The organism is Vibrio sp. SCSIO 43137 (assembly GCF_028201475.1).
In the GTDB taxonomy this organism is placed as follows: domain Bacteria; phylum Pseudomonadota; class Gammaproteobacteria; order Enterobacterales; family Vibrionaceae; genus Vibrio.
The window spans coordinates 20,174-35,405 of sequence record NZ_CP116383.1; the positions used below are offsets into that span (position 1 = coordinate 20,174).

The following is a 15,232-nucleotide window of genomic DNA, read 5'->3' on the forward strand; positions in this document are numbered from 1 at the left end:
TTTTGAAAAAAGCACTTTTTCTCTATTCGACTCAGGACGGTCAGACCATAAAAATCTTTAAGCATATTCAAGAAGAGATGAATGAGTTTGATTGCGAGCTGGTAAATCTTCATGAAGCAGAAACGGTAGACTTCTCGCTATATGAAAGAGTGGTTATTGGCGCATCCATCCGTTACGGCCACCTAAACAAAAAGCTATATAAGTTTATTGAAAGTAACCTTACTGCATTAAACAACAATCAAGTGGCGTTTTTCTTAGTCAACCTGACGGCCAGAAAAGAAGATCAGGGAAAAGATACTCCGGAAGGCAGTGCTTATATGAAGACCTTTCTGAAGAAGTCACCTTGGCAGCCTGCGCTGCTGGGGGTGTTTGCCGGAGCATTGAGATACCCTAAGTACAAATTCTTTGATCGAATTATGATTCAACTAATAATGAAAATTACCGGCGGTGAGACAGATGCCAGCAAAGAAGTGGAATACACCAACTGGAAAAAAGTATCCCTATTTGCTGAATCTATTAAAAAAATGTAAACAAAACTTATGGTTTTGGCCGTTATTGCTGCTTATTTGCCCGAAAAGAAATTAATTTAAGAAAAATACAAAAAAGGGGTTGCCAATGTGATTTCGATCTCTATAATGCGCCCTCACTGACACGGCAGACACCACAAGGGTTAGTCAGCCAAATCAGTTAAGGCACCAGCCTGGCAATGTGACTTTTTCTTACGCTTTTAAAGCGAAGATAAAAAAAGTAAAAAAGTGTTTGACACTTCACATTAAATCGCTAGAATGGCCGCCTCGCTTCACGGAAGCGATGCTCTTTAACAATTTAAACCTATCAATCTGTGTGGGCACTCGTTGATGATAATCAAATTAGAAACTTCGGTTTCGATTCGGTTTCAATGATACGAAGTGACCATTCGAGTTGGAAAGCAGCCTTGAGCTGTTTTGTTTCACTTTTTCAAAAGTGAAAACCAACAAGAGCACAGTCAATTCAAACATTACTTATGTAATGTTCAGTATTCATTGAGCCACAAAAACTTAAATTGAAGAGTTTGATCATGGCTCAGATTGAACGCTGGCGGCAGGCCTAACACATGCAAGTCGAGCGGAAACGGCAACATTGACTCTTCGGATGATTTGTTGGACGTCGAGCGGCGGACGGGTGAGTAATGCTTAGGAATTTGCCCAGTCGAGGGGGATAACTATTGGAAACGATAGCTAATACCGCATACGCCCTACGGGGGAAAAGAGGGGACCTTCGGGCCTTCTGCGATTGGATAAGCCTAAGTGAGATTAGCTAGTTGGTGAGGTAATGGCTCACCAAGGCGACGATCTCTAGCTGGTCTGAGAGGATGATCAGCCACACTGGAACTGAGACACGGTCCAGACTCCTACGGGAGGCAGCAGTGGGGAATATTGCACAATGGGCGCAAGCCTGATGCAGCCATGCCGCGTGTGTGAAGAAGGCCTTCGGGTTGTAAAGCACTTTCAGCAGTGAGGAAGGTGGTAGTGTTAATAGCACTATCATTTGACGTTAGCTGCAGAAGAAGCACCGGCTAACTCCGTGCCAGCAGCCGCGGTAATACGGAGGGTGCGAGCGTTAATCGGAATTACTGGGCGTAAAGCGCATGCAGGTGGTTTGTTAAGTCAGATGTGAAAGCCCTGGGCTCAACCCGGGAAGGTCATTTGAAACTGGCAAGCTAGAGTACTGTAGAGGGGGGTAGAATTTCAGGTGTAGCGGTGAAATGCGTAGAGATCTGAAGGAATACCGGTGGCGAAGGCGGCCCCCTGGACAGATACTGACACTCAGATGCGAAAGCGTGGGGAGCAAACAGGATTAGATACCCTGGTAGTCCACGCCGTAAACGATGTCTACTTGGAGGTTGTTCCCTTGAGGAGTGGCTTTCGGAGCTAACGCGTTAAGTAGACCGCCTGGGGAGTACGGTCGCAAGATTAAAACTCAAATGAATTGACGGGGGCCCGCACAAGCGGTGGAGCATGTGGTTTAATTCGATGCAACGCGAAGAACCTTACCTACTCTTGACATCCAGAGAATTTTCCAGAGATGGATTAGTGCCTTCGGGAACTCTGAGACAGGTGCTGCATGGCTGTCGTCAGCTCGTGTTGTGAAATGTTGGGTTAAGTCCCGCAACGAGCGCAACCCTTATCCTTGATTGCCAGCACTTCGGGTGGGAACTTCAGGGAGACTGCCGGTGATAAACCGGAGGAAGGTGGGGACGACGTCAAGTCATCATGGCCCTTACGAGTAGGGCTACACACGTGCTACAATGGCGTATACAGAGGGCGGCGAACTCGCGAGAGTAAGCGAATCCCAAAAAGTGCGTCGTAGTCCGGATTGGAGTCTGCAACTCGACTCCATGAAGTCGGAATCGCTAGTAATCGTGGATCAGAATGCCACGGTGAATACGTTCCCGGGCCTTGTACACACCGCCCGTCACACCATGGGAGTGGGCTGCAAAAGAAGTAGGTAGTTTAACCTTCGGGGGGACGCTTACCACTTTGTGGTTCATGACTGGGGTGAAGTCGTAACAAGGTAGCCCTAGGGGAACCTGGGGCTGGATCACCTCCTTAAACGATGATTGTGCATTGATGAGTGTTCACACAGATTGATTAGGTTTAGAAAGTAAAGAGAGTAAAGATACCTGCTTGATAGCGGGTATTGTTGTGAAAGTGCCCAACACTTTTACAAACCTATGTCCCGTTCGTCTAGAGGCCTAGGACACCGCCCTTTCACGGCGGTAACAGGGGTTCGACTCCCCTACGGGATACCATTGGGTCGTTAGCTCAGTTGGTAGAGCAGTTGACTTTTAATCAATTGGTCGCAGGTTCGAATCCTGCACGACCCACCATTCTTCCTCCACGAAGAATTAAAACTACAGTGGGCGATTAGCTCAGTTGGGAGAGCACCTCCCTTACAAGGAGGGGGTCACTGGTTCGAGCCCGGTATCGCCCACCATTCTCTAAATGTTTTTGGATAGACTCCAAACCAATGGTTGTTAATTGTTGGTTTGTTTTTCGTCGCTGAGAATCTTTAGAAAATGTCTATTACAGATATTGCTCTTTAACAATTTGGAAAGCTGACAGATAACAATTTGATTGATTGTTATCTAATTAAAAGTTCTCAAATCCTAAGTCTTTTTTAGATTTAGGTACCAACACACATTCAAGTGTTCTTGGAAGCAACATTACTGAGTAATGATGCTTATATTTGAGTCCGGCAAAATCGAAATGTCTCTCGCTCATTCAAATAATGAGAGACACAAACCTTGGTTGTTTGCCATACATAGAAACCTCTTGGGGTTGTATGGTTAAGTGACTAAGCGTACACGGTGGATGCCTTGGCAGTCAGAGGCGATGAAGGACGTATTAACTTGCGATAAGCGTAGATTAGGCAGTAAAAGCCACTTGAGTCTACGATTTCCGAATGGGGAAACCCAACTGCATAAGCAGTTACTGTTAACTGAATACATAGGTTAACAGGGCAAACCCGGGGAACTGAAACATCTAAGTACCCGGAGGAGTAGAAATCAACCGAGATTCCGAAAGTAGCGGCGAGCGAAATTGGATTAGCCCTTAAGCTTTTAATGATGCAGGTGAATGGTCTGGAAAGTCCAGCGATACAGGGTGATAGCCCCGTAACCGACACGTCATTATTAGTGAAATCGAGTAAGGCGGGACACGTGATATCCTGTCTGAATATGGGGGGACCATCCTCCAAGGCTAAATACTACTGACTGACCGATAGTGAACCAGTACCGTGAGGGAAAGGCGAAAAGAACCCCTGTGAGGGGAGTGAAATAGAACCTGAAACCGTGTACGTACAAGCAGTAGGAGCACCTTCGTGGTGTGACTGCGTACCTTTTGTATAATGGGTCAGCGACTTATATTTAGTAGCAAGGTTAACCGATTAGGGGAGCCGTAGGGAAACCGAGTCTTAACTGGGCGTCGAGTTGCTAGGTATAGACCCGAAACCAGGTGATCTAGCCATGGGCAGGTTGAAGGTTGAGTAACATCAACTGGAGGACCGAACCGACTAATGTTGAAAAATTAGCGGATGACTTGTGGCTAGGGGTGAAAGGCCAATCAAACCTGGAGATAGCTGGTTCTCCCCGAAAGCTATTTAGGTAGCGCCTCGGACGAATACTACTGGGGGTAGAGCACTGTTAAGGCTAGGGGGTCATCCCGACTTACCAACCCTTTGCAAACTCCGAATACCAGTAAGTACTATCCGGGAGACACACGGCGGGTGCTAACGTCCGTCGTGGAGAGGGAAACAACCCAGACCGCCAGCTAAGGTCCCAAAGTATAGCTAAGTGGGAAACGATGTGGGAAGGCTCAGACAGCCAGGATGTTGGCTTAGAAGCAGCCATCATTTAAAGAAAGCGTAATAGCTCACTGGTCGAGTCGGCCTGCGCGGAAGATGTAACGGGGCTAAGCTATACACCGAAGCTGCGGCAATATCTTTTAGATATTGGGTAGGGGAGCGTTCTGTAAGCCGTTGAAGGTGAACTGTAAGGTTTGCTGGAGGTATCAGAAGTGCGAATGCTGACATGAGTAACGATAAAGGGGGTGAAAAACCCCCTCGCCGGAAGACCAAGGGTTCCTGTCCAACGTTAATCGGGGCAGGGTAAGTCGACCCCTAAGGCGAGGCCGAAAGGCGTAGTCGATGGGAAACGGGTTAATATTCCCGTACTTCTTACAATTGCGATGGGGGGACGGAGAAGGCTAGGTGGGCCTGGCGACGGTTGTCCAGGTTCAAGTGCGTAGGCTGATTTCTTAGGTAAATCCGGGAAATCTTAAGGCCGAGACACGATGTCGAGCGCCCAAGGGCGTGAAGTCATTGATGCCATGCTTCCAGGAAAAGCCTCTAAGCTTCAGATTGTAAGGAATCGTACCCCAAACCGACACAGGTGGTCGGGTAGAGAATACCAAGGCGCTTGAGAGAACTCGGGTGAAGGAACTAGGCAAAATGGTACCGTAACTTCGGGAGAAGGTACGCTTCTGACGGTGAAGTCCCTTGCGGATGGAGCTATCGGAAGTCGCAGATACCAGGTGGCTGCAACTGTTTATTAAAAACACAGCACTGTGCAAAATCGTAAGATGACGTATACGGTGTGACGCCTGCCCGGTGCCGGAAGGTTAATTGATGGGGTTAGACTTAGGTCGAAGCTCTTGATCGAAGCCCCGGTAAACGGCGGCCGTAACTATAACGGTCCTAAGGTAGCGAAATTCCTTGTCGGGTAAGTTCCGACCTGCACGAATGGCGTAATGATGGCCACGCTGTCTCCACCCGAGACTCAGTGAAATTGAAATCGCTGTGAAGATGCAGTGTACCCGCGGCTAGACGGAAAGACCCCGTGAACCTTTACTACAGCTTGGCACTGAACATTGAGCCTACATGTGTAGGATAGGTGGGAGGCTTTGAAACTGTGTCGCCAGATACAGTGGAGCCATCCTTGAAATACCACCCTTGTATGTTTGATGTTCTAACTTAGCCCCGTTATCCGGGGTGAGGACAGTGCCTGGTGGGTAGTTTGACTGGGGCGGTCTCCTCCCAAAGAGTAACGGAGGAGCACGAAGGTGGGCTAAACACGGTTGGACATCGTGTGGTTAGTGCAATGGCATAAGCCCGCTTGACTGCGAGAATGACAATTCGAGCAGGTGCGAAAGCAGGTCATAGTGATCCGGTGGTTCTGAATGGAAGGGCCATCGCTCAACGGATAAAAGGTACTCCGGGGATAACAGGCTGATACCGCCCAAGAGTTCATATCGACGGCGGTGTTTGGCACCTCGATGTCGGCTCATCACATCCTGGGGCTGAAGTCGGTCCCAAGGGTATGGCTGTTCGCCATTTAAAGTGGTACGCGAGCTGGGTTTAGAACGTCGTGAGACAGTTCGGTCCCTATCTGCCGTGGGCGTTGGAGAATTGAAAGGGGCTGCTCCTAGTACGAGAGGACCGGAGTGGACGAACCTCTGGTGTTCGGGTTGTGTCGCCAGACGCATTGCCCGGTAGCTAAGTTCGGAATCGATAACCGCTGAAAGCATCTAAGCGGGAAGCGAGCCTTGAGATGAGTTCTCCCTGATACTTTAAGTATCCTAAAGGGTTGTCGTAGACTACGACGTTGATAGGCAGGGTGTGTAAGCGTTGTGAGGCGTTGAGCTAACCTGTACTAATTGCCCGTGAGGCTTAACCATACAACACCCAAGGGGTTTTGTTTTGGACTCAAATAGAACATTGAATGTGTAAATAAGACTTTTAAACAGCTTTCCGATTTGTTGGTTTTCACTTTTTTAGAAAAAGTGAAATCAAAAACAGAATTTTGCTTGGCGACCATAGCGTTGTGGACCCACCTGATTCCATGCCGAACTCAGAAGTGAAACGCAATAGCGCCGATGGTAGTGTGGGGCTTCCCCATGTGAGAGTAGGACATCGCCAGGCTTTAATTAAACTTTCAGAAAATCTGAAGGTAAAACTAGAAATTAGCATCATTAGTGTAAGACTAAGTTTTAGTAACAATTTGTGGAGAGATGGCTGAGTGGTTGAAAGCACCGGTCTTGAAAACCGGCATACGTTTGTAGCGTATCTAGGGTTCAAATCCCTATCTCTCCGCCACATTTAAGAAACCCGCTAAGTGATTGGCGGGTTTTTTGCTATTTATTACCTCTGAAGATAGGGATGCAGAACCCTAGCAAGGGTTCATTAGAGCGAAGCGAAAAGACGTTGTCAGCCGAAGGTGTTTTAAGACAACGGCCCGAAGGGGGCGAGCTTGCGAGCATAAATCCCTATCTCTCCGCCACTATTCGAGCCCCAATCTTAGGATTGGGGCTTTATCATTTCCGATCCCTAAGTTTTTTCGTCTACACTCTATTAATAATAATATTATTAATTCTTAATCTTACTAACCGGGCTAGGTAATTTATCTGAGCAGAGCTTTTGTTGGCTTTGTGGCGATTTACTGGGAGGCTCCATGAAGATTAGGCAGAAAATTACACTTTGGATGGTTGGGGTAGGTATTGTTCCAGTTTTGATCGCCTCAGTACTACTAAGTTCTACTTCCTCTGATGTTTCCAGTGAAGCCTTAAAAGATGCAGCGCAAAAGCAGTTGGTCTCTATCAGGGATGCAAGAAAGACTCAGATAGAAGACTACTTTCTTACCATAGAAAACCAAATCCTGACTCTCTCCAACAATATAATGACTGTTGATGCTATGAAAGCGTTTAACCAGCATTTTCGTGACCTACCTGATATTGATGAAGAACAGCTAAAAAGTGAGTTGTCTCAATACTATACCCGTCAGTTTGATCCCGAGTTTCAGCGTCAGAATAATGGCCTTTCCGCCGGTGTTAGCGGATTACTGTCTAAATTGAGCAGAGAATCCGTCTATTGGCAGTGGAGCTATATTCAGGACAATTCTAATGCTATGGGTTCAAAACATTTGTTAGATAGGGCCAAAGGAGATAACCGCTATAACGAGGCGCACGCAAAGTATCACCCCAGATTTACAGAGTTTCTGGAGAGGTTTGAGTACTACGATATCTTTCTTATTGATGCTCAGGGTGGAGAGGTTGTCTACTCTGTTTTTAAAGAGCTGGACTATGCGACATCCCTAAAAACCGGTCCTTATGCTAATTCAGGGCTGGCAGAAGCGTACAGACAAGCGATAAACCTCTCTTCTAAAGGCTCAGTGGCCATCGTCGACTTTAAACCTTATTACCCTTCTTATCAGGCACAAGCTTCATTTATGGCATCCCAGATCGTTGATGAGAACAACGCGGTTATAGGTGTTCTGGTTTTTCAGATGCCGATAGGAAAGATAAACAGCATTATGACCAGTGCCGGGCGCTGGGAGCAAAATGGCTTAGGATTATCTGGTGAAACCTATCTGGTTGGTAGTGACTATAAAGCGAGGAGCCTTAGCCGTTTCCTGTTGGAAGATGCTCAGGGGTATCTTGATGTTATGCAAGAGGCCGGAACCAGTAGTCAGGTATTGAAGCAGATTGAGACAAAAGAGAGCAATATTGGTTTGCAGGAAATACGCACAGAAGGAGTACAACAGGCGATTAACGGCCGGACCGGTTTTTCAATTTTTCCTGATTACAGGAATGTACCTGTATTGTCCGCTTATACGCCTTTAAATATCTCAGGATTAAACTGGGTACTTATGAGTGAGATTGATGCCGATGAGGCGTTTTCAGGGGCAAAAGAGCTGGAGAGTAAGATCGTCTTCGATTCAACCATTACTGTTGTTGTCATTTCACTATTCTCTGTTGCTATTGGGGTCTGGGTTTCCAGAAGTATCACTTTGCCAATTATTGGCTTTAGCAGTTTGATGAGTAAAGTGGAAAAAGAGAATGATCTCACCTATCGCAGTGATATCGAGACAAAAGATGAACTCGGGGAGATGGCGGGTTCGTTTAACAGCATGCTGGAGAAATTCGCCTCTTTGTTAGGGGAAGTGTCTAACTCAACCCATATGGTTGCGACCGCTTCCGAACAGCTGACGATTGCTGCTAATGAGAATGTACAGGGTGTGGAAACTCAGAAAGTGGAAACCGAACAGATCGCCACCGCCATGCATGAGATGACCATAACAGTGCAAGAGGTTGCCAGCAGTACAACAGAAGCTGCTAGTGCAGCGAACACTTCCACTCAGCAGGCTGAACAAGGTAAAGCAGTGGTGAAGAAAACCTCTGATGCAATTCAGACCTTATCTTCGAACATTCTTCAGGCTGCGAAAGTGGTTGAGGAGTTGGCTAAAGAGGGAGAAAACATTGACTCTGTGACGGATGTAATTAAAAACATCTCGGAGCAGACCAACCTGTTGGCGCTAAATGCGGCCATTGAGGCTGCCAGAGCTGGTGAGCAGGGGCGTGGTTTTGCCGTTGTTGCTGATGAAGTAAGGACACTGGCTCAAAGGACGCAGGACTCGATTCATGAGATTGAAGAGACTGTAGAACGACTAAGGCATGGTACCGTAGAAGCTGTTGAAGCTATGGAGGTTAGCCGAAAACACGCTGAACATGGTGTTGAACTGGCAAATGAAGCGGCTGACTCTCTTGAAGCGATCGCTTTATCATCAACAACAATTAGCGATTATAACGCTCAGATAGCCAGTGCAGCGGAAGAGCAGAGTGCAACAGCAGAACAGATGAATAAGAGCGTGGTTAATATCAGTGAGATTGCTGTGCAGACAGCAGCCAGCTCTGAGCAGAGCGCTGTTTCATCGGGAGAGTTGGCTCAGTTGTCTGCCAAACTTCAGGAATTAGTTGCTCAGTTTAAAGTTTAATAATAATGACTAGATATCCGGATAAAAAAGTAGAACGGGTGTTTAGTCAAGAAAACAACAGTAATGGTTATATAATTAACTGTTATAAATCTATATAAAGTGATTTTAATTTCATTTGGTTATATTTAAATGGGGTTATTTAACAAAAAAAATGGCCTCTATATTTTCTTATAGAGGCCGTGTAAGTTAAGTTTTTAATTATATGGTAACTACTAGCTATTGAATAATAAACCAGCCTGATAATTGTGGATTATATTATTCTGATGATAGCTTTAATTATTTACTGATATGTGTTCCTGTTGTACCAGACATAACATCAATGGCCTGATACAAATCACCAATATGGCCGGTACCACCTGTTTCAGCGAAATTACAGCAAGCATCCACTTTTGGCCCCATAGAACCAGCAGCAAAATGATACTGTCTAATCTCTTCAATGGTTACGGCTTCCAGTTTTCGTTCTGTCGGCTGACCCCAGTCGACACAAGCGTGACTTCCATCTGTCAGAATAAGCAGATCAGAGGCGCCAATCTCTTTTGCAATCAATGAAGCTGTCATGTCTTTATCGATTACGGCTTCGAACCCTGCAAGCTCATTGTTATTGTCGATAACAGGAGCACCGCCACCGCCACCGCAGATAACAATATGATCTTGTTCCAGAAGGCACTTGATTGCATCAGATTCGACAATGCGTTTCGGCGCAGGAGAAGGAACAACACGACGCCATTTATCGCCGTCAGGCTTAATTACCCAGTTATTCTCTTCTGCGAGGTTTACAGCCGTTTCTTTGTCATAAACAGGGCCGATAAATTTGCTTGGATCTGCAATAGCCGGATCATTTTCATCAACGGCTACCTGAGTCAGTACCGTAGTAATGTTCTTTTTCGGTAGCCTGTTCTTCAGGCTTTGCTGCATAAGGTAGCCAACCATGCCCTGAGTTTCAGAACCAAGAACATCAAACGGGTATGCAGGGCAATCTTTATAGGCAAGGTTCTGAAGGGCGAGCAAACCAACTTGTGGGCCATTGCCGTGTACGATAACCAGACGGTACTTTTCATGCAGCTTTGCCAAAGCATCCGAAGTTGCTGCAATACTCTTCTTCTGATTATCACAGCTCATCACTTCACCACGTTGCAATAATGCATTACCGCCTACAGCAACAACTAATATTGGCTTGTTCATAGTAAACCCCTTATTCATCGCGTTATTTATAGTTGGCGTATAAGAATATAAATAACGATTAATTAATGTGACTTGAATTCAAGTTTATAGATCTGGAATAGGTACTAGGACTGGCAATTTAAAAACACAAAGATAAATGGCTTTAATTGTATTGCCTTAATATTCCTGACTCAGTAAGGAAAGCTAATTAAAATAAAGCAGTCTGAAATGGCATGTGAATAGCGATGCAATTTATAAGATTAGCTATTTTTAATGTAACTTAATGTCAATTAAGAAAAAATAATGAGTGCTAGATCAAAATATCCCATTTTTGTTTTCTTTATATATATAAGAAAACATTTTTACCTATGATATTTTGATTAGAATCAAATTTACGAACCCGTTTTAGTGGACGTTTAGGATTATCCATTTTGCTCACAAATATCGTGTAACCTTAGCGTTAAAAACCGATATCCGTTTCTGTTGTAAATCCTGCACCTGTAAAGCACATTATTCAGAATTTTTCCGATGCCAATCTGTTATCTGACCTATAGTGAATATAGCGATAAAAATGAGGAGACTGTGCATGGATCGTCAAACGTTATTAGCAAAAGTAGATGAGCTACCCCGGATAGAAAAGGTTCTCCACGAGTTGCTGGATATGGTTAATCATGAAGAGTTTGACTTTAGTGAGTTGGCATTGAAACTCTCTATGGATCAAATGCTCAGTACGCGGATGCTAAGAATGGCTAACTCTGCACAGTTTGGCGGCCAGCGAGAAATATCCTCCATTAATGAGGCGATTATCCGGGTAGGCAGTAATGCAGTCAGGAGCATGGTGCGCTCTTCTGTCTTATCACAGGTGTTTTCTAACCTTGAAACCATCAGCCTGAAAGATTACTGGGCGAATACTTTTGAAGTATCTATGATTGCCAGTCGGTTAGGCTCTAAAGCGGGCTTAAACCGGGATGAGGTTTTTACCACAGGTACCCTGCATGATATCGGGGAGCTGATGATACACGCTAACCTTCCCGATCTGGCTCAGGAGATAATGAAGCGGACTGCTGAGGGTGAGTCTCCATTAAAGGTTCAGCGTGAACTACTGAATACAGATGTTCCGACTCTGGGAGCAAAACTGGCCGAGTCGTGGAACTTCCCGCCACAAATGGTCGAAGCGATTGCATACTCTCATCAGCCAGCCAAGGCAGAACAATCACCAAAACTGGCTCACTTAATTCGCTTTGCTATTGATGTACACAAAGCCTGGGACTCTCTTTTTTCCGATGAGGAAAAAAGGCGCTTTGTTTCTCAGCACCCCAGCAATAAATTACTCGGTTTTCCGCCAGAAACCGCTGAAACCATAGATATTATCCGTGGGGAAGGGTATGAGCTTGCTTACCGTTTGTTTAGCTAGCTGTTTTCCCTTTTATTTGCTGGACGATAAGGCCGATAACAATCAGCACTAAACCAACAAAGGTTGAAGGGTGTATCTGTTCGCCGATAATGTGTGACAGCAGAAAAAGAGAGATAAACGGCGAAATAAAGATCAGGTTACTGATCCTCGACGTGTTTTCTGTTGAGCGCAGGGCGGACAGCCATAAAACAAACGTTATCCCCATCTCAAATAATCCGACATAGGTTACTGCCAGCCAACCATTGAAGGAGATATCCCACGATGCTTGTTCGTACAGGCAGATGGCAATAGCAAATGGCAGGGCAATTAAAAAGCCAAGCAGTAGTCCGATAATGGGGTCTGCCTTGTTTTTGGTATTTAAGATCCAGTATCCGGCCCACAGCAGGGTTGAAAGTATAGCCAGTCCGACTCCCATCGGGCTGTCAAATTGCAGGGCGAAGACATCGCCTTTAGTGGCAATAACAACCACGCCGCAGTAACCCAGCAGGCAAGCCAGCCAATCCTGCTTTCGGATTTTCTGTCCTAAGAAAAGCGCTGCCATTATGGTTAAGGTAATGGCCCAGCTGTAGTTAATCGGCTGAGCCTGAGAAGCTGGCAATAAATCGTACGCTTTAAATAACGTAAGGTAATAAGCTAACGGGTTAATCAGGCCCAGCAGTAAAAAGTAAAACGGGTTTGCAAAGAAGGTTGCAGCAATCTGATGTGACTTTCCTTGAACCTTACATACCATATAGAGAGCGATAGCAGAAACAACACTGGTCACGGTCAGCATCTGGATAGGGTTAAACTCTGCCAGTGTCAGCTTAAAAGCGGTAGCCACTGTTGACCAGAGAAGAACGGCTGCGAGTCCGTAACCTATTGCGCGACGTTCATTAATCATGTTTGTTCTGCTGCTGAGAAAAGAGGCGTCATGTATAGCATTTCTGCTGGAGCAACAGAACTGGACATTTATCCAGTATCAAAATAACATCCAATAATCAGTAAGAACTCAGGTATAGATATGCAATGGATAATTGAACATCAGCAACTGGTTGTAACGGCTCTGTTTAGTGGCGGACTGTTTTCATTGATTACCGGTTGGTGGATTGTGCAGAAGGCAAAATACCGTTCAATGATGGCTGAACAGAAGTGGCTTACTGAGAATCAGTTATTGCTTGAGAAAAATAGCCAGTTAGAAAAAGAGTTACTTAAAGCGAATAACGATCTAGACCGGCTGGATATTGAAAGGGACAAATCCGTCATGGAGCAGCAGCAATTACATGGCAAGTTAATGGCGGCGATGGAGAAACTTCGCCATTTTGAACAGATCAGTTTTGAACGTAGCCAGTTAGCTGAGCAGCTTGAATTCCAGAAATCAGAGTGTTCTCAGTTACAAGGTACGCTTAGGGAAAAAGAAGCAAGATACCAGCAGGAGAGCATAGCCAGTCAGGAAAAGCTGCAACTGCTGGAGAATGCGGAGCAGCGGCTGAAGCAACAATTTGAGCACCTTGCCAATCAACTGTTTGAAGCTAAAACCGCCAAGGTTGATGAGCAAAACAGACAGAGCCTGAATGGATTGCTTTCGCCGCTGAAGGAGCAGTTAGAAGGTTTTAAAAAACAGGTTAATGACAGTTTCGGCAATGAAGCCAAAGAGCGCCATACCCTGGTTCATGAAATCCGCCACTTACAGAAGCTTAATGAACAGATGACCAAAGATGCCCTAAACCTGACTCAGGCGCTAAAGGGGGATAACAAGCAGCAAGGCAACTGGGGAGAGGTAGTGCTTGCCCGGGTTCTTGCTGAGTCCGGATTGCGGGAAGGGCACGAATACCAGACTCAGGTTAGCCTGCAAAACGAAGCCGGTAAAAGGTATCAGCCGGATGTTATTGTTCACCTGCCTCACGATAAGCAGGTGGTTATTGACTCCAAAATGGCATTGGTCGCCTATGAGCGATACTTTAATGCTGAAACGGAGCAGGAGAAAAGTCAGGCGCTGGCAGAACATATTCAGGCTTTGAAAGCACATATTCGTGGTTTGAGTCAAAAGGACTACCAAAAGCTGAAAGGAATACAGAGCCTGGATTACGTATTGATGTTTATCCCGGTGGAACCAGCGTTTCAGATTGCCATCGAAGCGGACGCAAGTTTGGTTAAAGATGCCATGGAGAACAATATAATATTGGTTAGCCCTACTACACTGCTGGTGGCATTAAGAACCATAGATAACTTGTGGCGAAATGAACGGCAGAACCAGAATGCCAAAGTGATCGCTGATAAAGCCAGCCGGCTCTACGATAAGCTTCGTCTGTTTCTTACTGATATGGAGCAGATTGGCCAGTCACTGGATAAAGCAAACAGTTCCTATCAGGGAGCCATGAATAAACTGGCTACCGGCCGGGGAAATGTTATCCGGCAGGCTGAAAGTTTTAAGGAGCTTGGAGTAGAGGTAAAACGTTCGATACCGGATAGCATTACTGAAATTGCGCAAAATGATGTTTTACTAGAAAGACATCAGGCTGAGGATAAAGTAAACTAATCGTTCGCAATTCCTTCGACAGTTCAAGGTGTTGCTAATGAGGTAGAAAATGACAGATATAAGCATAAACACAAACTCAGCTGTGTCAGAGGAAGAGACCACACATTTTGGCTTCACCACTGTAGCAAAGGAAGAGAAAGTTACTAAGGTTGCTGAAGTTTTTCATTCAGTAGCAGCAAAATACGACATCATGAACGATTTGATGTCAGGCGGAATTCACAGAGTCTGGAAGCGTTTTACCATTGATTGTAGTGGTGCCCGTCCCGGCCAGAAAATTTTAGATCTTGGCGGTGGTACCGGTGACCTTACCGCTAAGTTTTCCCGTATTGTCGGTGAGAAGGGCCATGTAATACTGGCGGATATCAACAACTCAATGTTGAATGTCGGCAGAGACAAGCTCAGAGATAGTGGTGTGGTGGGTAATGTTCACTATGTTCAGGCCAATGCAGAAGAGCTGCCATTTCCCGATAACTACTTTGATTGCATCACCATCAGTTTCTGTTTAAGAAACGTTACCGACAAAGATAAAGCTCTGCGTTCCATGTTCCGGGTTCTTAAACCGGGCGGCCGTCTGTTAGTGCTGGAGTTTTCTAAACCAGTATTTGAGCCTTTGTCGAAGATTTATGATGCCTACTCTTTCCACCTGTTGCCGAAAATGGGCAAGCTGGTGGCGGACGATGCTGAGAGTTATCAGTATCTTGCCGAGTCTATTCGAATGCACCCGGATCAGAAAACATTGCAAGGTATGATGGATGAAGCCGGTTTTGAACAAACCAGTTTTTATAACCTGACTGGCGGTATTGTTGCACTCCACCGCGGATACAAATTCTGAGGA

Annotated in this window: 7 protein-coding genes, 4 tRNA genes, 3 rRNA genes and 1 other RNA gene; 13 read left to right on the forward strand and 2 right to left on the reverse strand. The window is 45.6% G+C overall.

What is annotated here, in order from left to right; genetic code table 11:
• Positions 1-2 precede the first annotated feature (2 nt).
• The 10 genes from hemG (at position 3) to PK654_RS00120 (ending at position 9,307) form a co-directional block, all read left to right on the forward strand.
• The gene (gene hemG, locus PK654_RS00080) at positions 3-530 is read left to right on the forward strand and encodes a menaquinone-dependent protoporphyrinogen IX dehydrogenase (protein ID WP_271696916.1); all 528 of its coding nucleotides are present in this window, start codon (positions 3-5) and stop codon (positions 528-530) included.
• Positions 531-1,039: 509 nt separating this feature from the next.
• A 16S ribosomal RNA gene (locus PK654_RS00085) occupies positions 1,040-2,591 on the forward strand.
• 124 nt (positions 2,592-2,715) lie between these two features.
• Positions 2,716-2,791, forward strand: a tRNA-Glu gene (locus tag PK654_RS00090).
• A gap of 2 nt (positions 2,792-2,793) precedes the next feature.
• A tRNA-Lys gene (locus PK654_RS00095) sits at positions 2,794-2,869 on the forward strand.
• 31 nt (positions 2,870-2,900) lie between these two features.
• Positions 2,901-2,976, forward strand: a tRNA-Val gene (locus PK654_RS00100).
• Between the two features lie 350 nt (positions 2,977-3,326).
• Positions 3,327-6,215 (forward strand): 23S ribosomal RNA (locus tag PK654_RS00105).
• Positions 6,216-6,343: 128 nt separating this feature from the next.
• Positions 6,344-6,459 (forward strand): 5S ribosomal RNA (gene rrf, locus PK654_RS00110).
• Together the 16S, 23S and 5S rRNA genes with 4 tRNA genes alongside form the textbook arrangement of a ribosomal RNA operon.
• 83 nt (positions 6,460-6,542) lie before the next feature.
• A tRNA-Ser gene (locus PK654_RS00115) sits at positions 6,543-6,633 on the forward strand.
• Positions 6,634-6,675: 42 nt separating this feature from the next.
• A non-coding RNA gene (locus PK654_RS22975) (RtT sRNA) lies at positions 6,676-6,817 on the forward strand.
• 171 nt (positions 6,818-6,988) lie between these two features.
• Complete coding sequence (locus PK654_RS00120) at positions 6,989-9,307, forward strand: methyl-accepting chemotaxis protein (RefSeq protein ID WP_271696917.1); 2,319 nt, start codon at positions 6,989-6,991, stop codon at positions 9,305-9,307.
• A 276-nt stretch (positions 9,308-9,583) separates the two neighbouring features.
• Here PK654_RS00120 and arcC read toward each other — a convergent pair whose 3' ends face one another.
• Complete coding sequence (gene arcC, locus PK654_RS00125; RefSeq protein ID WP_271696918.1) at positions 9,584-10,489, reverse strand: carbamate kinase; 906 nt, start codon at positions 10,487-10,489, stop codon at positions 9,584-9,586.
• Between the two features lie 565 nt (positions 10,490-11,054).
• Between arcC and PK654_RS00130 the strand changes: the two genes are divergently transcribed.
• On the forward strand, positions 11,055-11,882 hold the full coding sequence (locus PK654_RS00130; protein WP_271696919.1) for an HDOD domain-containing protein: 828 nt from the start codon (positions 11,055-11,057) through the stop codon (positions 11,880-11,882).
• On the opposite strand, the gene PK654_RS00135 is transcribed toward PK654_RS00130, so the two are convergent.
• Positions 11,875-12,759, reverse strand: coding sequence for a DMT family transporter (locus PK654_RS00135; protein WP_271698736.1), 885 nt, complete (start codon positions 12,757-12,759; stop codon positions 11,875-11,877). The genes PK654_RS00130 and PK654_RS00135 overlap by 8 nt on opposite strands.
• 123 nt (positions 12,760-12,882) lie before the next feature.
• Between PK654_RS00135 and rmuC the strand changes: the two genes are divergently transcribed.
• Both rmuC and ubiE read left to right on the forward strand, forming a co-directional pair.
• Positions 12,883-14,397: a DNA recombination protein RmuC gene (gene rmuC, locus PK654_RS00140; RefSeq protein WP_271696920.1), complete on the forward strand. Its 1,515-nt coding sequence runs from the start codon at positions 12,883-12,885 to the stop codon at positions 14,395-14,397.
• 49 nt (positions 14,398-14,446) lie between these two features.
• The gene (ubiE, locus tag PK654_RS00145) at positions 14,447-15,229 is read left to right on the forward strand and encodes a bifunctional demethylmenaquinone methyltransferase/2-methoxy-6-polyprenyl-1,4-benzoquinol methylase UbiE (RefSeq protein ID WP_271696921.1); all 783 of its coding nucleotides are present in this window, start codon (positions 14,447-14,449) and stop codon (positions 15,227-15,229) included.
• Positions 15,230-15,232 lie beyond the last annotated feature (3 nt).